23 protein-coding genes are annotated in these 20,338 nt (G+C 47.0%); 13 read left to right on the plus strand and 10 right to left on the minus strand.

The window, feature by feature from the left end:
- The first annotated feature begins 84 nt into the window (after window positions 1–84).
- On the plus strand, window positions 85–633 hold the full coding sequence (locus R7F67_RS18730) for a gamma carbonic anhydrase family protein (RefSeq protein ID WP_258476206.1): 549 nt from the start codon (window positions 85–87) through the stop codon (window positions 631–633).
- A gap of 7 nt (window positions 634–640) precedes the next feature.
- Here the strand turns inward: R7F67_RS18730 and R7F67_RS18735 are convergent, their stop codons facing one another.
- The 4 genes from R7F67_RS18735 to R7F67_RS18750 all read right to left on the minus strand — a co-directional run bounded on the left by R7F67_RS18735 (window position 641) and on the right by R7F67_RS18750 (window position 3,365).
- Window positions 641–904, minus strand: coding sequence for a DUF1488 domain-containing protein (locus tag R7F67_RS18735; RefSeq protein ID WP_005379090.1), 264 nt, complete (start codon window positions 902–904; stop codon window positions 641–643).
- A 3-nt stretch (window positions 905–907) separates the two neighbouring features.
- Window positions 908–1,741 carry a shikimate dehydrogenase gene (aroE, locus tag R7F67_RS18740; protein ID WP_065274968.1) on the minus strand — a complete coding sequence of 278 codons (834 nt, stop codon included), beginning with the start codon at window positions 1,739–1,741 and terminating at the stop codon, window positions 908–910.
- Between the two features lie 101 nt (window positions 1,742–1,842).
- Complete coding sequence (hemF, locus tag R7F67_RS18745; RefSeq protein WP_065274969.1) at window positions 1,843–2,760, minus strand: oxygen-dependent coproporphyrinogen oxidase; 918 nt, start codon at window positions 2,758–2,760, stop codon at window positions 1,843–1,845.
- 47 nt (window positions 2,761–2,807) lie between these two features.
- Window positions 2,808–3,365, minus strand: coding sequence for an L-threonylcarbamoyladenylate synthase (locus tag R7F67_RS18750; protein ID WP_065274970.1), 558 nt, complete (start codon window positions 3,363–3,365; stop codon window positions 2,808–2,810).
- A 199-nt stretch (window positions 3,366–3,564) separates the two neighbouring features.
- Between R7F67_RS18750 and purE the strand changes: the two genes are divergently transcribed.
- Window positions 3,565–4,050 (plus strand): 5-(carboxyamino)imidazole ribonucleotide mutase, encoded by a 486-nt coding sequence (gene purE, locus R7F67_RS18755; protein ID WP_005379082.1) that lies wholly within the window; start codon window positions 3,565–3,567, stop codon window positions 4,048–4,050.
- Window positions 4,051–4,054: 4 nt separating this feature from the next.
- On the plus strand, window positions 4,055–5,188 hold the full coding sequence (locus R7F67_RS18760) for a 5-(carboxyamino)imidazole ribonucleotide synthase (protein ID WP_017821581.1): 1,134 nt from the start codon (window positions 4,055–4,057) through the stop codon (window positions 5,186–5,188).
- A 66-nt stretch (window positions 5,189–5,254) separates the two neighbouring features.
- On the opposite strand, the gene R7F67_RS18765 is transcribed toward R7F67_RS18760, so the two are convergent.
- From R7F67_RS18765 to R7F67_RS18780, 4 genes are all read right to left on the minus strand, one after another.
- Entirely contained in the window at window positions 5,255–5,824 is a 570-nt protein-coding gene (locus tag R7F67_RS18765) for a type I DNA topoisomerase (protein ID WP_017821580.1), read from the minus strand.
- 76 nt (window positions 5,825–5,900) lie between these two features.
- Window positions 5,901–6,380, minus strand: a complete 480-nt coding sequence (locus tag R7F67_RS18770) for a DUF494 family protein (protein ID WP_005379074.1) — start codon at window positions 6,378–6,380, stop codon at window positions 5,901–5,903.
- A 2-nt stretch (window positions 6,381–6,382) separates the two neighbouring features.
- Window positions 6,383–7,492 carry a DNA-processing protein DprA gene (gene dprA / locus R7F67_RS18775; RefSeq protein WP_017821579.1) on the minus strand — a complete coding sequence of 370 codons (1,110 nt, stop codon included), beginning with the start codon at window positions 7,490–7,492 and terminating at the stop codon, window positions 6,383–6,385.
- A complete protein-coding gene (locus R7F67_RS18780) occupies window positions 7,476–8,570 on the minus strand; it encodes a LysM peptidoglycan-binding domain-containing protein (protein ID WP_017821578.1) in 1,095 nt (364 codons plus the stop codon). Before R7F67_RS18780 ends, dprA begins: the two co-directional genes overlap by 17 nt.
- A 138-nt stretch (window positions 8,571–8,708) precedes the next feature.
- On the opposite strand from R7F67_RS18780, the gene def reads away from it, so the two are divergent.
- The 6 genes from def to R7F67_RS18810 all read left to right on the plus strand — a co-directional run bounded on the left by def (window position 8,709) and on the right by R7F67_RS18810 (window position 15,078).
- Window positions 8,709–9,227: a peptide deformylase gene (gene def, locus R7F67_RS18785; RefSeq protein WP_005379068.1), complete on the plus strand. Its 519-nt coding sequence runs from the start codon at window positions 8,709–8,711 to the stop codon at window positions 9,225–9,227.
- Window positions 9,228–9,260: 33 nt separating this feature from the next.
- The gene (fmt, locus tag R7F67_RS18790; RefSeq protein WP_017821577.1) at window positions 9,261–10,208 is read left to right on the plus strand and encodes a methionyl-tRNA formyltransferase; all 948 of its coding nucleotides are present in this window, start codon (window positions 9,261–9,263) and stop codon (window positions 10,206–10,208) included.
- An 80-nt stretch (window positions 10,209–10,288) separates the two neighbouring features.
- Window positions 10,289–11,572, plus strand: a complete 1,284-nt coding sequence (rsmB, locus tag R7F67_RS18795) for a 16S rRNA (cytosine(967)-C(5))-methyltransferase RsmB (protein WP_017821576.1) — start codon at window positions 10,289–10,291, stop codon at window positions 11,570–11,572.
- Window positions 11,573–11,635: 63 nt separating this feature from the next.
- Window positions 11,636–13,012, plus strand: a complete 1,377-nt coding sequence (trkA, locus tag R7F67_RS18800; RefSeq protein ID WP_005379062.1) for a Trk system potassium transporter TrkA — start codon at window positions 11,636–11,638, stop codon at window positions 13,010–13,012.
- Between the two features lie 9 nt (window positions 13,013–13,021).
- A complete protein-coding gene (locus R7F67_RS18805; RefSeq protein ID WP_017821575.1) occupies window positions 13,022–14,467 on the plus strand; it encodes a TrkH family potassium uptake protein in 1,446 nt (481 codons plus the stop codon).
- A 26-nt stretch (window positions 14,468–14,493) separates the two neighbouring features.
- Complete coding sequence (locus tag R7F67_RS18810) at window positions 14,494–15,078, plus strand: DUF3157 family protein (protein ID WP_017821574.1); 585 nt, start codon at window positions 14,494–14,496, stop codon at window positions 15,076–15,078.
- Window positions 15,079–15,111: 33 nt separating this feature from the next.
- On the opposite strand, the gene trhA is transcribed toward R7F67_RS18810, so the two are convergent.
- The gene (gene trhA / locus R7F67_RS18815; protein WP_005379047.1) at window positions 15,112–15,765 is read right to left on the minus strand and encodes a PAQR family membrane homeostasis protein TrhA; all 654 of its coding nucleotides are present in this window, start codon (window positions 15,763–15,765) and stop codon (window positions 15,112–15,114) included.
- 70 nt (window positions 15,766–15,835) lie between these two features.
- Entirely contained in the window at window positions 15,836–16,642 is an 807-nt protein-coding gene (locus R7F67_RS18820) for a sporulation protein (protein ID WP_017821573.1), read from the minus strand.
- Window positions 16,643–16,938: 296 nt separating this feature from the next.
- Between R7F67_RS18820 and R7F67_RS18825 the strand changes: the two genes are divergently transcribed.
- The 4 genes from R7F67_RS18825 to R7F67_RS18840 all read left to right on the plus strand — a co-directional run bounded on the left by R7F67_RS18825 (window position 16,939) and on the right by R7F67_RS18840 (window position 20,309).
- A complete protein-coding gene (locus tag R7F67_RS18825) occupies window positions 16,939–17,106 on the plus strand; it encodes a hypothetical protein (protein ID WP_005379043.1) in 168 nt (55 codons plus the stop codon).
- 166 nt (window positions 17,107–17,272) lie between these two features.
- Window positions 17,273–17,539: a YihD family protein gene (locus tag R7F67_RS18830; RefSeq protein WP_017821571.1), complete on the plus strand. Its 267-nt coding sequence runs from the start codon at window positions 17,273–17,275 to the stop codon at window positions 17,537–17,539.
- A gap of 308 nt (window positions 17,540–17,847) precedes the next feature.
- Window positions 17,848–19,269: a cytochrome c oxidase accessory protein CcoG gene (ccoG, locus tag R7F67_RS18835; protein ID WP_017821570.1), complete on the plus strand. Its 1,422-nt coding sequence runs from the start codon at window positions 17,848–17,850 to the stop codon at window positions 19,267–19,269.
- A 53-nt stretch (window positions 19,270–19,322) separates the two neighbouring features.
- Window positions 19,323–20,309, plus strand: coding sequence for a serine/threonine protein kinase (locus R7F67_RS18840; RefSeq protein ID WP_031777274.1), 987 nt, complete (start codon window positions 19,323–19,325; stop codon window positions 20,307–20,309).
- The last annotated feature ends 29 nt before the right edge of the window (window positions 20,310–20,338 follow it).

Genomic DNA, 20,338 nt, shown 5'->3' on the forward strand with positions numbered 1-20,338 from the left:
TGGGTGTTTTTTATTCTAAAAGGCGAGTTTTCACTACTATTCTACCTCCATACACCCTGTAATCGCCCTGAATAAGGAAAAAAGATGAGCTCAATGAGAAGCTACAAAGGTATAAAGCCTGAACTTGGTGAGCGTGTTTACGTTGACCCAACCTCTGTTTTAGTCGGTGATATCCGAATTGGCGATGATTCTAGCATTTGGCCATTGGTAGCAGCGCGAGGCGATGTAAACCACATTCACATTGGTGATCGAACGAATATTCAAGATGGCAGTGTTTTGCATGTCACCCATAAGAACGCCGAAAACCCAGACGGCTACCCATTGATTATTGGTAATGACGTTACGATTGGCCACAAAGTGATGCTGCACGGTTGTGAGATCCACGATCGTGTTTTGGTTGGTATGGGAGCTATTGTTTTAGATGCTGTTGTAATTGAGTCAGAGGTGATGATCGGAGCAGGCAGTTTAGTGCCACCTGGGAAAGTATTAGAAAGTGGCTACTTATATGTTGGAAGCCCAGTAAAACAAGCTCGCCCTCTATCAGAAAAAGAACGAGCTTTCTTGCAAAAGTCTGCCAACAACTATGTGCAGAACAAAAACGACTACTTAAATGAAGTAAAAGACTTGAACTAAAACCCTGTTAACCGATGATGATATGGCCTTCTTCGTTGAAGGCTTCATCTTCTATTAGCTCTTCAGCCATTTCTTCTAGGTCGAATCGGTAATCAGTAAACACTTTAATTGCCGCTTGCTCAGTTTCAATCAGTGAACCACTGAGCTTTTCTAACTTTTGTTTCGTCACAAAGCACTCTATTAGCGCGCCTGATTGTTGCGCCGAAAAGTTTACCGATTGTGATACTTCATCCCATGATTGAATATCTGGGAATAAGATGGATTGATTCATCGCTTATTGACCTTCAAGGTTCTTTCTTAGTTCTCTGAGAACTTGTTTAGCACCAGGACGTAAGCCACGCCAAAGCATAAAGCTTTCCGCAGCCTGCCCAACTAACATTCCAAGACCGTCATACGCATGAGCGGCACCATTCTCTTTTGCCCATAAGTTAAAGCTCGTCACCCCTTTGCCATAAATCATGTCATAGCTTGTACTGTTAGCGGCAAAGATGGAGGATGAAATAGTCGGCAGTTCACCACTTAGAGAAGCGGATGTGGAGTTAATGATGACATCATACTCTTCATCAATACTTGCCATCTCTTTGGCGCGGATAGGACCGTGAGAGACAAACAGCTCTGCAAGCTCCTGTGCTTTACTAAAGGTACGGTTGGTAATGGTTAAAGAGGTCGGCTTTTGATCGAGTAGTGGCTTAATAACACCACGAGCTGCACCACCAGCGCCAATAATTAGGATTCGCGCGCCTTCCAATACAACCTGATGCTGAAGCAGATCTTGCACTAAACCTGCACCATCAGTGTTGTCACCGATGATTTCACCATCGTCTAACTTCTTGAGGGTATTTACCGCGCCTGCTAACTGAGCCCGTTCTGTCAATCGACTAGCAAATTGATAAGCATCTTCTTTAAATGGCATAGTGATGTTGCACCCCTTGCCACCTTCAGCAAAAAACACCTTCGCCGCGTCAATAAAACCATCAACAGGTGCACTTTCTGCGGTATACACCAAAGATTGATTAGTTTGACGAGCAAACAAGGTGTGAATGAATGGCGACTTACTGTGTCCGATAGGATTACCAAACACGGCATAGCGATCGATTTGCTGGGTCATTTCCTTACCTTTGTTCCTTACTTAGATATAGAGAAAACAGGGCCACCTGATTACAGATGACCCTATCACTATCTATCTATATAGAAAAGGAGATTCCGTGCTTACCACTCTCGTGGCGTTAGGTATCGCTCGTAAAGTTCAGCTTCTGGCGATCCCGCTTCTGGCTCGTAGCAGTACTCCCAGCGAGCGAGCGGCGGCATTGACATCAGAATCGACTCAGTACGCCCACCGCTTTGTAAACCAAATAAGGTACCACGGTCATACACTAAGTTGAACTCTACGTAACGGCCACGACGATATAGTTGGAATTCACGCTCACGCTCACCATACTCGATCTCTTTACGACGAGAAACGATCGGCAAGTAAGCTTGGCAATAGCCTTCACCGACTGCTTTGATGTAAGCAAAACACTTATCAAATTCCCACTGGTTTAGATCATCAAAGAACAAACCGCCAACACCGCGAGTTTCATTACGATGTGGTAGAAAGAAATATTTGTCACACCATGCTTTATGCTCTTGGTAAACATCGTCACCAAATGGCGCACAAAGCAGTTTTGCAGTGTCGTGCCATGATTGGCAATCTTCTTCAAATGGATAGAACGGCGTTAGGTCAAAACCACCACCAAACCACCAAATTGGGTCTTCGCCATCTTTTTCTGCAATAAAGAAGCGGACATTGGCGTGTGAAGTCGGTACATAAGGGTTTTTAGGGTGAATAACCAAAGAAACACCCATCGCTTCAAAACGACGACCCGCTAGCTCTGGACGATGCGCTGTCGCAGATGCTGGCATTTCTTTCCCTTCCACATGCGAGAAGTTCACGCCTCCCTGCTCGAAAACAAGGCCATCACGCAAAACACGTGAGCGACCACCGCCACCCAGACGCTCTCCTTTTTCACGTTGCCATGCATCTTCGACAAAGACGGCCTTTCCATCTTCTTGTTCTAACTGCTGACAAATGGAGTCCTGAAGTGACATCAAGAACTGCTTTACGGCGTGCTTATCGATCGCTGACATACGTTATTACCTATTACGTGAAACCTAATGATGGCTGGCTAGCAGGGTTAACCCTGTCTTAATATTTGTGAAGTTTTGGCGTCACGAATCTCGCTGGGTTTATCACGACCGCTGGTCTCGCCACGAAGAATGGCGACCAGCTTATCCCCCAACTGCTCTTCGACTTCTTCCGTGGTCATACACGGTGGTAAGCCGGAAAGATTCGCGCTGGTAGAGGTTAACGGCTTTCCGAATGCATTACACATTTTTTGCACCAAAGGATGATCAGTCACACGAACCGCAATTGAATCAAACTGCCCTGAAACCCAGTTGGATACTTTATCGCTCGCTGGCATGATCCAAGTGTATGGGCCTGGCCAAGTGGCATGAACAGTCTGTAATTGTTCTCCAGTCAACTGAGATTCATCAATATAAGGCAAGAGCTGATCATAACTTGCCGCGATGAGAATCAGCCCTTTTTCTACCGGACGCTGCTTGAGCTCTAATAGCTTTTGAATTGCTTCTGGGTTATCTGGATCACATCCGACACCAAAAACCCCTTCTGTTGGATAGGCAATCACTTCGCCTTGCTTGAGTGCGTTGAGCACTTGTTCAAAGTTATCCACCGATTACTTCCTATTTGTTTGACTGTGTTGTTTTCACTAAGTGTACAAATATTCATTCTCAGACACTAAAGCAATTTTTTTATAAAATGTATCAATAGCGCCAACAACAAGGCGCAAACGTTTGCTTGAGATAAAAATCCCCGTATAATGCGCACAAATTTATAGCTCACCTAATTTTTGCAGCTTAAAGGAGTTTGAGATGAAAGTCGGTATCATCATGGGTTCTAAATCCGATTGGCCAACCATGAAACTAGCAGCGGACATGCTAGACCAATTTGGCGTGCCTTACGAAACAAAAGTCGTGTCAGCACACCGAACTCCTCAATTACTGGCTGACTACGCCAGTGGCGCAAAAGAACGCGGCATCAAAGTTATCATCGCAGGCGCAGGTGGTGCAGCCCACCTACCAGGTATGGCGGCGGCGTTTACTAGTTTGCCAGTGCTTGGGGTTCCCGTTCAGTCTCGTGCACTGAAAGGTATGGATTCACTGCTTTCTATTGTACAGATGCCAAAGGGAATTGCGGTTGGTACATTGGCGATTGGCGAAGCGGGCGCAGCAAACGCCGGTATCCTAGCAGCGCAAATCCTAGGCACTCATGATGAAAACATCATGGCGAAGGTAGAAGCATTCCGTAATGAGCAAACGGAAACAGTTCTCGCAAATCCAAACCCTGCAGAGGATTAATCAGATGCATGTACTGGTTCTTGGTGCGGGTCAGTTGGCTCGTATGATGTCTCTGGCTGGTGCGCCACTGAATATTCAAATTTCAGCTTACGATGTCACCAACGGTGATGTCGTTCACCCTTTAACTCAACAGGTACTTGGCCATGGTTTGGAAAATGCGATTACGCAAGTTGATGTGATTACTGCCGAGTTCGAGCATATTCCACATGACGTGCTCAAGGTTTGCGAAGCGAGCGGCAAGTTCCTACCAAGTACGCAAGCCATCAAAGCAGGTGGTGATCGCCGTATTGAAAAGGCACTGCTTGATGATGCTGGCGTGCGCAACGCGAAATACTACGTCATTGAAACTCGTGAAGACTTTGAGCGCGCAATTGAACACGTTGGTATGCCAATGGTTCTGAAAAGTGCATTAGGTGGTTACGATGGTAAAGGCCAATGGCGCTTAAAAGAAGCTTCTCAAGTCGACGACATTTGGACTGAGATGGCAGAGTGCATCGCGGCAACACCAACTCAAGCGATTGTTGCTGAAGAGTTTGTTCCTTTTAACCGCGAAGTATCACTGGTTGGTGCTCGAAGCAAAGATGGCAGTGTGGAAGTGTATCCTCTGGCAGAGAACGTCCACACCAACGGTGTATTGAGTCTTTCTACTGCGATTGATGCGCCAAGGTTACAGGAACAAGCAAAGCAAATGTTCACGGCAGTCGCAGATAGCCTAGATTACGTTGGCGTATTAGCGCTTGAGTTCTTTGATGTCGATGGGGCACTTTTAGTGAATGAGATTGCTCCACGCGTGCACAACTCTGGTCACTGGACACAGCAAGGTGCAGAAACGTGTCAGTTTGAAAACCATCTGCGCGCAGTGTGCGGCTTACCATTAGGCAGTACGAAATTGGTTCGTGAAACCTCAATGATTAATATTCTTGGTGAAGACACACTACCAGAAGCATTGTTATTAATGGATGGTTGCCACCTTCATTGGTATGGCAAAGAGAAACGTGCAGGTCGCAAGATGGGACACATCAACGTGTGTGGCGACTACCCAGGAGAATTGCACCGTAGGTTGTGCGCTCTGGCAGACATCTTAGACCCAATAGCTTTCCCAGCCGTGCAAGCGTTCGCTAAACAGCCTCAACACTAACGTTTGGCAGCAAAAAAATAAAAAAAGGGTCGCACGATGCGACCCTTTTTAATTCCTTTGATGTATTTACCCTTGTTGGGTGTGCTGGCACTTACGGTTGGCACATTGCAATTTCACACCACTGGCGAGTTTCTTCTCCACCAACAAAGTAAAACCACATTCTTCGCATCGCCCCTTGACCGGAGCAAGGTTCACAGCAAATTTGCATTTAGGGTAGTTATCACACGCGTAGAATGTTTTGCCAAATCGGGTTTTACGCTCAACCAAATGTCCTTTGCCACATTCAGGGCAAGCGTGTTGCTCTTGTGACTGCGCCTCTGGCTCTGGTTGATTAATCGACTCAATATGATGACAAGCCGGGTAATGGCTACAACCAACGAACATACCGTAGCGCCCTTGGCGGAGAACCAACTCATTGCCACACTCAGGACAAGGCACACCCAACTCTTTCACGATGTGACCATCATTGCTGTGTAGCGGTTTAATGTAATCACAGCTTGGGTAATGGTTACAGCCGAGAAATGGGCCATGTTTTCCGTGCTTGAGAGTCAGCTCACCACCACATTTTGGACACGGCTCGTGCTCCAAAGCGTGTTCATGGGCAGAGAAAAGGGTGTTGTCGATTTTACTACTCATACTTACCGTTTCGTGAAAAACACACAAAAAGACAAGCTCGCGTTTATTCTGGCTAAACTCGAACTTGCCCAGATGGTTAGTGAAGAATCCCTTGTTCCTTGGTGTACAACAGCTCTTCCATTAGCGTGTAAGCGTTTTCGTTGCCAGGCACATTAAACAGCACCATCAGAATGATCCATTTGAGGTCTTCAAGCTCAAACTCACTCGTTTCTAATCCCATCACTCGGTCAATCACCATTTCGCGAGTTTCTGTGGTTAACACATTGATTTGCTCGAGAAACAATAGAAATCCTCGGCATTCCAAATCTAAACGCTGCATCTCTTTCGCTGTGTAGATACGAGTTGATGACGAAGCCATGCAAGTCGAGATTGCAGAAGAGGTGTCACTTTGCTGCAATGCGGCAAGCTCTTCTAACCAGACAAGGGCTTTGTAGATATCTTTTTGTTGGAAGCCTGCACGGAGCAATTCTTCTTCCAACTCGTCTTGTTCGACCTGTAACTCTGCATCGCTATGGATGTAGGTTTCGAATAGATACATCAGTATATCCATCATCATAGCTAGCCCCTCCCCTTTCGAATATAGCCACCTGAAACCGCAACGACATGCCCAGAGAGTTCTAACTCTAAGAGCTGCATCATGACTTCTTGGACAGGTATATTGGTCCTGTTTGCAAGAATATCAACCGGTGTAGCTTCACTTCCTACGTTAGCTAACAGCTGAGGAAATGGCAATTCTTCTTCATCATTTAACGTAGAAAATAAATCGGTACTCTGATTAATAGACCAATCAAGCAAGGACTGTATTTCATCTAAGACATCTTTCGTCTTTTCTACGAGGCAAGCGCCATGACGTATCAACTGGTTTCCACCGCAGGCATTGGGGGCATTGATTGACGCTGGCAGCGCAAATACTTCTCGACCTTGCTCAAGCGCGTAACGAGCTGTAATTAACGAGCCGCTCTTTTTCGCCGCCTCGACGACCAGTACACCAAGCGATAATCCACTAATAATACGATTACGACGCGGGAAGTTTTCTGGGCGCGGCTTGGCATTAGGCCGAAACTCAGACACCAAAGCCCCGTGTTCAATAACACGTTGCGCTAAACTACGATGACGTGCTGGATAAATATTTGCTAAACCAGATCCTAGCACCGCAATCGTCTTACCACCCGCTTGCAACGCACCATCATGCGCATGACCATCAATGCCTAAAGCGAGACCACTGGTGACAATAAAATCGTGCTGAACAAACTCTGCAGCAAACTGACGTGCATGCTGTAATCCATCAATACTCGCATTTCGACTGCCAACCATCGCGATTTGTGGCTGAGAGAGACAAGTAGGGTTTCCTTGAACAAAAAGTAGAGGTGGCGGTGCAACGATTTGTTTGAGTTGAGGTGGATAACGCGGGTCAGTCAGTGTCAGGATATGATGATTTGTAGAAGCCTCAAGCCAGCTTAAACAAGCATCGACTTCTTTATCTGTTGAAGCCCAAGCTTGAATTTGCTTAGTTGTTAACCCAAGTTGTTGTAGCTGTTCAGGAGAGAAGTTTACGATGTTACGTGGCGTGTCTCTTGCCAGTAGCTTATTCATTTTGACGCCGCCAATGCCTGGTAAACAACTCAGTTTTAACCAGGCAGCGAGATCATCGTTATTTCGTCGATTCATCGATGGTTAATTCGTCCGCCAACGGTGACACCACCGAAATATCTTGGTTAATGGGTTTCGTACTGTTAGTGATCAGTGCCAAGCTAAAGTACTCATAAGGACGAATGACCAGCAACTCACCAACTTTGCTTTGAGGCAAAGTGATTTTCTTATCAAGCACGCCAAACTCTTTCTTGAACTCATCGCCGTCTTTGTAAACTGGGTGCGCGTCTTCTTTTAAATCAAACACACTGCCTTGCTTCAGATTGTCTGACGTGCCTTTATCAATCACCACGACTTGGTTAGTTGAACTAAAGCGAATACCTTCGATATTACCTAGCAACTTTGCAGAACTGCCTTGTGGCGACGGCAGCGGATAGAACGTAGTCGTGAAGTCAGTATTCTCAACCGATTGATTTGGCAACGCGATATCGTTACGTAGGATTTCTTGCATTTGCGATGTAAGCTTCAAACCTGAATAATCACTCGAAGCTTCAACGAGCTCGCCTTTGGCAATCAAACGCAGCGCGGTAATCTCTTCGGACACATCGTCACGCGAAAAGGTAGCTACTGGTCGGTAAATAGCCCAACCTGTCGCGGTCTGATTGCCATTGATATACAGCACATCTTCTGCAGTCAGATACTTACTGCCTTTGCTGCTACCCATCACTTTTGCTGCTCTGTTCAACGAATCTTTATCTAGCAACCGATCCGATTTAAGGTAAGGCATCACCAAACCTTCCGCGACCGTTGGTACGGCTTTCTTTTCTGTGATGCGAGCTTTCGGGCTCAGCTTCTTAACCGGTTTTAGGCTCAACACGGGCTGACCGTTAATCCACACCAAAGACAGCTTGTCACCGGGATAAATTAAATGAGGGTTATCGATTTCCGGGTTTACTTGCCATAAACGAGGCCACAACCACGGGCTATCTAAGTACATGGCCGAAATATCCCATAGCGTATCGCCCTTCACAACTACATATGTTTGTGGCGCATCATCTTTAACAGTCAGTGGGTTCGCATCCACATTTGCTACAGCGTTGAAAGAGAAAAGTAACGGCAACGTAACACTGGCAACGTTGCGGAAAATTCGATTCATGACCCTCGTCCTTGGTCTATTAAGCAGGAACCAGAATGGAAATTGGTGCAAGGATGCTGTCATTTAGGCTATAAAATGTCTAGAATTGAGCCAACAAGGTTTGTGCTGTTTCGGCACAGTTCAATATTTCGAGTGAATATGTCTGTATTACAAGTATTAACATTCCCGGATGATCGCCTGCGCACAGTCGCAAAGCCTGTTGAAGCGGTGACACCTGAGATTCAAAAAATCGTCGATGACATGATTGAAACCATGTACGACGAAGAAGGTATTGGCCTTGCTGCAACGCAGGTTGATATCCACAAACGTATCGTAGTGATTGATATTTCAGAAACTCGCGATGAGCCGATGGTGCTAATCAACCCTGAGATTCTGGAAAAGCGTGGCGAAGATGGCATCGAAGAAGGCTGTCTGTCGGTACCAGGTGCGCGCGCACTTGTGCCTCGCGCTGCAGAAGTTACCGTTAAAGCACTGGATCGTGATGGCAAAGAGTTCACCTTTGAAGCCGACGACCTGCTAGCGATTTGTGTTCAACACGAGCTTGATCACCTACAAGGTAAGCTATTCGTGGATTACCTATCACCACTGAAACGCAAACGCATTCAGGACAAGCTAGCAAAAATCAAACGCTTTAACGAGAAGCAGCAAAACGCTTAATCTCGAACCATACCAATTAGAAGGAAGTCTACCTTGAGTCAGTCTTTACGAATTGTCTTTGCAGGTACTCCGGATTTCGCCGCCCGTCACTTGGCGGCGTTGTTGTCTTCGGAGCATGAAGTCATCGCGGTTTACACAAACCCAGATCGTCCAGCGGGTCGTGGCAAAAAATTGGCTGCGCCACCGGTAAAACAACTGGCGCTAGAACACAATATCCCGGTTTACCAACCTGAAAGCTTTAAGTCCGACGAAGCGAAACAAGAACTTGCCGATCTGAACGCCGACCTCATGGTTGTCGTGGCGTACGGTATGCTGCTGCCACAAGCGGTTCTTGATACCCCTAAACTGGGTTGTATCAACGTACATGGTTCTATCCTACCTCGTTGGCGTGGTGCGGCTCCAATCCAACGCTCTATTTGGGCGGGCGATGCAGAAACTGGCGTGACCATCATGCAGATGGATATCGGTCTCGACACTGGTGATATGCTGAAGATTGCAACTCTGCCAATCGAAGCGACAGATACCAGCGCTTCAATGTACGAAAAATTGGCTGAGCTTGGTCCAGAAGCTCTGATTGACTGCCTAGCAGACATTGCTGCGGGTAAAGCAGTGCTAGTGAAGCAAGACGATGAGCTCGCGAACTATGCGAAAAAACTCAGCAAAGAAGAAGCACGCATCAACTGGAACGACGATGCGGCGCACATTGAGCGCTGCGTTCGCGCATTTAACCCATGGCCAATGAGCCACTTTGAGGCGGCAGAAAACAGCATCAAAGTATGGCAAAGCCGTGTGGCAGAGCAAACCAGTGACAAGCCAGCCGGCACCATCGTGCAAGCAGATAAAACCGGTATTTATGTTGCGACAGGCAACGGCGTACTGGTGCTAGAGCAACTGCAAGTTCCTGGCAAAAAAGCCATGTCAGTTCAGGATATTCTGAATTCGCGTGCGGCTTGGTTTGAAGTTGGCACTCTGCTGGTTTAAGCCATACTAGGGGTTATTATCCCCGATTATACGAACTTTTAGAGGGCAGAGATGCCCTCCTTTACTTTAAGGTACTCATCATGAATGTTCGCGCTGCGGCTGCTAACGTCCTGTATCTTGTCGTCGACAAGGGCCACTCACTTTCAAGCGCTCTTCCAGCGGCTCAACAAACGGTACGACCTCGTGACCACGCTCTGTTACAAGAGATCTGTTACGGTGCGCTACGTTACCTACCTCGCCTAGAAATGATCGCAAACCAATTGATGGATAAGCCGCTAAAAGGCAAACAACGTGTATTCCATCACCTAATTCTGGTTGGTATTTACCAACTGAGCTTCATGCGCATTCCTGCGCACGCAGCTGTCGGTGAAACGGTTGAAGGCACTAAAGAGCTGAAAGGTCCTCGTCTGCGTGGTTTGATTAACGCGGTATTGCGTAACTACCAGCGCAACCAAGAAGAACTCGACCAAATGGCCGTCAGCAACAACGCTGGCAAGTACGGTCACCCAAGCTGGTTACTAAAACTGCTGCAAGAGGCCTACCCACAGCAATGGGAAAGCATTGTTGAAGCGAACAACCAAAAAGCACCAATGTGGCTGCGTGTGAACCATCAACACCACACTCGTGATGAATACCTTGCGCTGCTCAAAAATGAAAACATTGATAGCACGCCACACACAGAAGCAATGGACGCCATAAAATTGGCCGCACCATGTGACGTGATGAAGCTACCTGGTTTTGAAAAAGGTTGGGTTTCGGTCCAAGATGCGGCGGCGCAGCTCTCGATCAACTATCTAAAACCACAAGACGGCGAACTGATTTTAGATTGCTGTGCAGCGCCAGGTGGCAAGACGGCGCACATTCTAGAGCGCACGTCAGGCAGTGAAGTGGTCGCGATTGACTGCGACGACACACGCTTGAAACGTGTGCATGAAAACCTGAAGCGTCTCAACCTTCAGGCAAAAGTGGTTTGCGGTGATGCGCGTAATCCACAAGAATGGTGGCAAGGCGAGCAATTTGATCGCATTTTGCTGGATGCCCCATGTTCTGCGACTGGCGTGATTCGTCGTCACCCAGACATCAAATGGCTACGTCGTGCAGACGACATCACCGCATTAGCAGAGCTGCAAAGTGAAATTTTTGATGCCATGTGGACGCAACTGAAGCCCGGCGGCACCATGGTTTACGCGACTTGTTCAATCACACCGCAAGAAAACGTGGAGCAAGTAAAAGCGTTTTTAGCACGTACCGCGGATGCGCAACTGCTGGATTCTGATCCCGACCAGCCTGGTCGTCAAATTCTACCAGGCGAAGAAGATATGGATGGTTTCTACTACGCAGTACTAACTAAAACACACGCGTAACAGCATGCTAAATAGGGCGATTGAAGTGATTTCAATCGCCTTTTTCAGATACGAGAAAAGAGTATGAAGATCATTATTCTTGGTGCAGGTCAGGTTGGCGGCACACTGGCAGAAAACCTAGTGGGTGAAAACAACGACATCACCATCGTCGACAATAATGCCGACCGACTGCGTGAATTGCAGGACAAATACGACCTACGTGTGGTCAATGGCCATGCGAGCCATCCAGACGTGCTACACGAAGCTGGCGCGCAAGACGCCGATATGCTCGTCGCAGTAACCAACACTGATGAAACCAACATGGCCGCCTGTCAGGTCGCGTTCACTCTATTCAATACCCCAAACCGCGTTGCGCGTATTCGCTCTCCAGAATACTTGGCAGAAAAAGAAGCCCTGTTTAAATCTGGCGCCATTCCTGTTGATCACCTTATCGCACCAGAAGAACTCGTCACGAGCTACATCGAACGTCTGATCCAATACCCAGGCGCGCTGCAAGTGGTGAGCTTTGCTGAACAGAAAGTCAGCCTAGTGGCGGTGAAAGCCTACTATGGTGGCCCGCTGGTGGGTAATGCGTTGTCTGCTTTGCGTGAGCACATGCCGCACATTGATACCCGTGTGGCGGCGATTTTCCGTCAAGGCCGTCCGATTCGCCCACAAGGTACCACCATCATTGAAGCCGACGATGAAGTGTTCTTCGTTGCAGCAAGTAATCATATTCGCTCAGTGATGAGTGAGCTTCAGCGCCTAGAAAAACCGTACCGCCGCATCATGATTGTTGGCGGGGGTAACATCGGCGCAAGCTTGGCAAAACGCCTAGAGCAAACTTACAGCGTGAAGCTGATTGAGCGTAACTACCAGCGTGCAGAAAAGCTCTCTGAGCAACTAGAAAACACCATCGTGTTCTGCGGTGATGCGGCAGACCAAGAGCTTCTCTCGGAAGAGAACATCGACCAAGTCGACGTCTTCATCGCGCTGACCAACGAAGATGAAACCAACATCATGTCTGCAATGTTGGCAAAACGCATGGGCGCTAAAAAAGTGATGGTGCTGATCCAACGTGGCGCTTATGTAGACCTGGTACAAGGCGGCGTAATTGATGTAGCAATCTCACCTCAGCAAGCCACTATTTCAGCCTTGCTAACGCACGTTCGTCGCGCTGATATCGTAAACGTATCCTCACTTCGCCGCGGCGCTGCGGAAGCGATTGAAGCCGTCGCTCACGGTGATGAAAGTACATCTAAAGTGGTTGGACGTGCGATTGGAGATATAAAACTTCCACCTGGGACCACCATTGGTGCTATCGTTCGTGGCGAAGAAGTTCTTATTGCCCACGACCGTACGGTCATCGAACAGGATGACCATGTGGTGATGTTCCTGGTCAACAAAAAATACGTATCAGACGTCGAAGCGCTATTCCAGCCGAGTCCATTCTTCCTCTAGGATTTTCCTATGGTCAACTTACGTCCCGTACTGTTTGTTATCGGGCTAGTTTTATCCAAACTGGCCCTGTTTATGTACGTGCCGACTTTGGTCGCTTTCTTTACCGGTACGGGGGGATTCCTCGATTTCGCCCAAGCCGTTGTGATCACGCACCTTGCCGCCTTCATCTGCCTAACGATAGGTCGAACCGCCAAGTTCAAACTCAGCGTACGCGATATGTTCCTCATCACCAGTTTGGTTTGGACCATCGCGAGTGCGTTTGCCGCCTTGCCATTTGTGTTTATCAACCACATCAGCTTCACCGACGCCTACTTCGAAACGATGTCGGGTATCACCACGACGGGCTCAACGGTGCTCAGTGGCCTAGACAACATGGCGCCGAGCATATTGCTGTGGCGCTCTATTTTACAATGGCTTGGTGGCATTGGTTTTATCGTGATGGCGGTAGCAGTGTTACCTATGCTGAATGTCGGTGGTATGAAGCTATTCCAAACCGAATCATCAGATTGGTCGGATAAAAGTAGTCCAAGAGCGAAAACGGTCGCCAAAAACATCGTAGCGGTTTATTTGATGCTAACGGGCCTATGTATTTTGGGCTACTTGATCACCGGCATGAACCTGTTCGAAGCAATCAACCATGCCTTTACTACGCTATCGACGGGTGGATACTCTACATCTGATGGGTCAATGAACCACTTCTCTAATGGCGCACATTGGGTGGCCACTACCTTTATGTTCTTAGGTGGTTTGCCGTTTTTGCTCTTTATCGCCGCATTACGTAAACGCCGTATTGATGTGTTGGTTAACGACGCTCAAGTTAGAGGATTTGCGTACCTGTTCGTATTCTCAAGCTTAGTGATTTCAGCTTGGTTAGTGATTCGAGATGGGTACACCATTTTGGATGCCCTGCGAGTGTCGATGTTTAATATTGTCTCTGTCGTCACCACAACTGGCTTTGGCTTAGAAGACTTCACCGCATGGGGCGCATTACCCACCACTCTTTTCGCATTCTTAATGATGGCGGGGGCATGCTCAGGCTCAACGTCTGGCGGGATCAAAATCTTCCGCTTCCAAATTGCAATGACGCTGCTAAACAAACAAATGATGAAGTTGATTCACCCTTCAGGGGTGTTTGTACAGCGTTATAACCAGCGACCGGTGAATGATGATATTGTTCGCTCAGTGGTGGCATTTGGCTTGATGTTTTTTATCACCATTATCTTTATCGCGGGTTGTTTAAGTGCTCTTGGCCTCGACCCTGTGACCAGTATTTCTGGCTCAATCACCGCCGTTGCCAATGTTGGCCCTGGTATGGGTAGTGTGATTGGCCCGACAGGCAACTTCGCGCCTCTGCCCGATACTGCCAAATGGCTCTTAAGCTTTGGGATGTTAATGGGCCGCTTGGAAATTCTGACTATTCTTGTACTGTTCTTTCCTGCGTTTTGGCGCCGCTAAGCAGACTCTAATTAAAAGGTATAACAATGAAAACATGGATTACTCTGGCGACCCTACTTGCCGCCTCATCCACATACGCCGCCGAGGTCATCACTTTAGCCGATGGTCGAGAAGTGAAGTTGAACGATGACTTTACCTGGGAATACGTCATGAAAAAAACGGCGCAGCAAGCGACGGAGACACAAACAACAGCAAGCGTAGTTGAAACAATCGCAGCTCCTGCGATTGCGACAATCCCAGTGATAACGAAAACCGTTGGCACGACCGTGGTGGTAAACGCCAAAAAGCCAACCATGCAGCTATCAGATTCAGGTGTGGATGTATTGATTGGTTCAGCAAGCTATCAAAGCGGTGAGCTTGTTTTACCTACATCAATCACTAACCAAAGCTCTCAATCTGTCATTCAAGTGGAAGTTGAGGTGCAAGTGTTTGATATGTCTGGTCAGCAACTGGCAAAAGAAAACGTGACTGTTTGGCAATCCATCAAGCGCATGGCGGATACCTACCTGCGACCTCAGCAAGCGGAGCAAGGTAAGAGCATAAAACTGGCTGTACCGCAATCACAGCAATACCAGTTTTCTGCCAAAGTGCTAGAGGTAAAAACTCGCTAATACGTGTTTAATATTCTTTGTTGAGCCTATCGGCTAGATAGGCTCAACAAAGTAATAAATAGCAAAGAAATGGCACACGCAGCCAGCCAAAACAAAGCCGTGCCAAATCGCATGGTTAAAGGGAATGCGCTTCGCAACGTAGAAAATCACGCCCAGTGAATACACAATTCCACCAGCGGCAAGCAGTGTAAGTCCGCCGACATCCAAGTTGATCGCCAACTGATAAATCACAATCAACGATAACCATCCCATCACCAAATACGTCATCAAAGAAAGCTTTTTAAATCGATAGACGAACGCAACTTTCATGATGATGCCGATCAACGCAATGCTCCAAATAACGATCATCAACCCAAATGCTAGAGGTGTTCTTAAGCTGACTAACAAGAAAGGGGTATAGCTGCCTGCTATCAAAAGATAAATAGCACAGTGGTCGAAGGTTTTTAGCCAACGTTTCGCTTTGGGATGAGGGATCGCATGATAGAGCGTCGAGGCCAAAAATAGCACGATAATACTCGCACCATAAATCGCCATACTGGTAAGCGTTAAAGTGTCAGCTTGATGGTCTATGGCTTTAACTAACAGCAGTATCAAGCCAACAATACCAAAAATCATCCCTATACCGTGGGTGATGGTATTGGCCAGTTCTTCACGTTGACTGTATTGAGGTTTCTGCAGCTCGGACATCAATGCGCCTATACTAGAGTTTGAAATTTGCTCTAGTATGGCACATTAGGCTTACACGTGTAAGCTTAAATTAAGACTCATGAACGGCAGTAGTTTGATCGAGATAATTGAGTACCAGTTCGCCAACTTGATCTGGCTTAGTCGTGGCAGGAATGGTCAGCTCTCGCTTGAGTTTGCCACTACTCAGTAAGCTCGCGAGCATGCCACCTTGCCCCTTGCGTGTGCGGTCAACTTCAAACCACAACTTGAGCTCTTGCTCACTGCGGTGGGCAACAAATTCTAATTCGCGCCACACGCCGTGGTAAGGTCCGTCGGTTGGCACCAGTTCAAACTCTTGCACAAATGGTAGATCGAATCCTTTCACTTCCTCGCATTCCACCTGGCGAATTCGTAAACCTTGCGCTTCAAATGCAGATAGTACCGCATCCATCAGTGGATCAGGTCGAACGGTGAGGATGTCTTTATCAGTCGGATCCAAAGCAGCAGCAACGTCTAAGCCGGTTTCTAACCATACTTTGGCATCACCAATGGTGACAGGCGTGTTCCAAGGCACATCGAGCTTAACATCGAAGGTACGCTCTTCGCCGGAATGGATGGTAAATGCGTAAGGGAGACTCCACTTAGCAAGCACATGAGTTTGAGGTACTCGGCGCATGCTGTGTCCTTCTCGCGCACCACGGTCATCAGGGGCTTCGGCGATGTAGCGGCAACAGAGTTTTAAATCAATGTTGTCGATCGCTTGTTCAGTCGCACCACCATATACATGGATTGACACATCCACACTTTGACCTGGGTATAGCACGTCTTGGTTTAAGATTGAGTCGACCTTCGCGCTCCCAATCCCAAAACTGGCAAGTGTCTTCTTCAAAAATGACATAGGCACCTCCTTCATCGAGATCTCATACTACTACTGCTGATCGTGGGATCAAACAAAAATTGCCTCGAACATCGCGACAAAATGACAAAATCTAAACAATTCAATTGCTCAACTATCGACCAATTATTACAAGGATGCTAATCTTACACTTGATATGCATGCATATCGGTATTCCTGACTCATTAACTGGATTGGCGAGAGCCAGAAGAGTGATTCTTCAATCTTGTTGGAGCCTAGCTCATAATGATTCAGGCCATTACATCGGCAATGGATATGCCTGACAGTTAGGTAAATTAATGCGCCCAACAACAGTCAGGTTCGCACACACTAATACTAGTGCAATGCGCCGCCGCAGTGGCTTTACTACTGCACCAAAGGCAAAGCAAGTTGCGCCAGCAATGACATTGGTTGAGAAGACAGCAATGATGTCGAGTGTTCCGGCCAAAGTTATCAAAGCAGCTTAATCAAAAGCGCGGCGCCAGCTGCGCTTTTTTCTTTGCACGCGACTCATAAAGCTTCAAAGACTTAGAACGAACTACAGTGAAAGAGATAGTTTTTCCTATTTGGTCTTCGCAAAGCAATTTGGTACCTTTACTGCTAATTACACCTATAAATTCTGTGGAGAAAGAAATGAAGTGTCATCGCATTGAAGAGCTGCTTGAGCTACTAGAGCCTGAATGGCATAAAGATCAAGAGCTGAATCTATTGCAGTTCATCGTTAAGCTAGCAAAAGAAGCAGGCTATGAAGGAAAGCTAGAAGATCTGACCGACGATGTACTGATCTACCACCTTAAAATGCGTAATAGCAGCAAAGATGAAATGATCCCTGGACTCAAAAAAGACCAAGAGGACGATTTTAAAACGGCGATCCTACGCGCTCGTGGCATCATCAAATAACCAGCTCAACAGCCAGTATTCTTTAAGCGACTCTCTCTGTGAGTCGCTTTTTTATAACCAAAGTTTTTAGTCCCACAATTGGTTATAACTGTTCAGCCAATTATCAGGTTAACTGTACTGATTTTTGTTGTTAAACATTGACTGCGTTAAAGAAACGGAATTGTTATTGATTGTATAATCGCCGTTCATCAGTATTTACTAAAATAATTATGTTCGGTCATCTTTATGACGGAACGAGCAGCAATGTCATCGAGCGACATCAATAGAAATGACGCCGTACATTATAAAAGCCTAAGAAGGATGAGTGCATGAGTCAGGACAAGATCGATATCAAAGATGTGACTCCTAAAACCTATAATCCCAAAACCCATAAAGGAAACGGGGATCGGTTCAACCCAAGTAATCGCATCTATGTACGCGAAAGCAAAGGGACTTACCAGAAACTGCGTCGTTACGGTGGTTGGTTTTTACTGCTTCTCTTCGCTTTGATACCGTGGATCCCTTACGGTGAACGTCAAGCGATCTTGCTTGATATTGGCAACCAGCAGTTCAACTTTTTCGGTACCACGTTGTACCCACAAGATCTTACCCTACTCGCCTTGCTGTTTGTGATCGCGGCGTTTGGGTTGTTCTTTATTACCACCTTCTTAGGTCGAGTTTGGTGTGGCTACCTCTGCCCACAAACCGTCTGGACCTTCATGTATATCTGGTTTGAAGAGAAGCTCGAAGGTAGTGCCAATAAACGCCGTAAACAAGACTCCAATAAGCTGACGGCGAATTTAGCGATGCGTAAAACCGTCAAACATATAGCTTGGTTTGCCATTGCACTCGCCACTGGTTTTACTTTTGTTGGCTACTTCGTGCCAATGAAGCAATTGGTTATCGACTTTTTCACCTTTAACGCCAACTTCTGGCCCGTCTTTTGGGTAATGTTCTTTGCCATTTGTACCTATGGTAATGCTGGTTGGATGCGTTCCATCATGTGTATTCACATGTGTCCTTACGCGCGCTTCCAGTCTGCCATGTTTGATAAAGACACCTTCATCGTTGGCTACGATGCAAAACGTGGGGAAAAACGTGGCCCACGTCCGCGTAAAGCCGATCCAAAGCAACTTGGTTTGGGTGATTGTATTGATTGTGATTTGTGTGTGCAGGTGTGCCCAACAGGTATCGATATTCGTGACGGCTTGCAGTATGAATGTATCAACTGTGGCGCCTGTATTGATGCGTGTGATAACACCATGGATCGCATGGGCTACGAGAAAGGCTTAATTAGTTACACCACCGAGCATCGCTTATCGGGTAAGAGTACCAAAGTCATGCGTCCGAAGCTGTTAGGCTATGGTGCCGTACTACTCGTCATGGTCGGTCTTTTCTTTGCCCAAATTGCAGCGGTAGACCCAGCCGGCATGAGTGTTATTCGCGACCGTAACCAACTGTTCCGCGTTAATGGCTCGGGAGAAGTAGAAAACACCTACACCCTCAAGGTGATCAACAAAACTCAGCAAGTGCAAGAGTACTCGTTGGATGTTGAAGGGCTATCCGATGTAAGCTGGTATGGTAAGCAGACAATTCAGGTCCAGCCAGGTGAGGTATTGAACCTGCCAATGAGTCTTGGTGCCGATCCTGACAAGCTAAACTCTGCGATTACGACAATTCAGTTTATACTCACCGATAAGAGCAACGAATTCACTATTGAAGTAGAAAGCCGTTTTATTAAAAAACTATAGCGCTACTTCAGTGACTAACGGAAAAAGGCTCAGTAATGAGCCTTTTTGTTTATATGTCCCAAAGTATGTTTAACTTTGACGCCCTTACCCCAGACTTTATGTGGTACGCGTTAGAAAGCATCGGCGTTCGCGCAGAATCAGGCTTTCTTCCCCTCAATAGCTACGAAAACCGTGTTTATCAATTCACTGACGAAGAGCGTCGTCGTTATGTCGTCAAGTTTTACCGTCCTGAACGTTGGAGCAATGAACAGATCCAAGAGGAGCACGACTTTACTTTAGAGCTGATTGGCAATGAGATCCCCGTCGCACCACCTGTGCGCATCAACGGTGAAACCCTGCATCACTATCAAGGCTATGCTTTTGCGCTGTTTGATAGCGTGGGTGGTCGCCAATACGAGGTTGACAATTTAGATCAGCTCGAAGGTGTAGGGCGTTTCCTTGGCCGCATCCATAAAGTCGGCAGCCGCCAAGCCTTCCAACATCGCCCTACGATCGGCTTACAAGAATACCTGTATCAACCAAGAGAGATTCTGCAAAACGCCAATATGATTCCAATGCACTTGGAGAACAGCTTCTTCAATGACTTGGATATGCTGATCAAATCAATTGAAAGCCACTGGCAAGAAGGCTTCAATATCATTCGTTTGCATGGCGATTGCCACCCAGGCAATATTTTGTGGCGAGATGGCCCTATGTTTGTTGATTTGGATGACGCTCGTAACGGCCCTGCAGTACAAGACTTATGGATGCTATTGAACGGTGAACGCCAAGACAAACTGATGCAGTTGGATATTGTTTTAGAGGCTTACCAAGAGTTTTGCGACTTTAATCCTGCAGAATTGAAACTAATCGAGCCACTTCGCGGTCTACGAATGGTGCACTATATGGCATGGCTAGCAAAACGTTGGCATGACCCTGCATTTCCTCTCGCTTTTCCATGGTTTAATGAGCCAAAATACTGGGAAGGTCAGGTCCTTGCATTTAAAGAGCAGATCGCCGCTTTAGAAGAAGCACCGCTGTCTTTAATGCCTCAATGGTAAGTCAGGCCAAAAATTCAAAAATGGAGATA

Source organism: Vibrio sp. YT-17, from assembly GCF_033337375.1.
Lineage (GTDB): Bacteria > Pseudomonadota > Gammaproteobacteria > Enterobacterales > Vibrionaceae > Vibrio > Vibrio alginolyticus.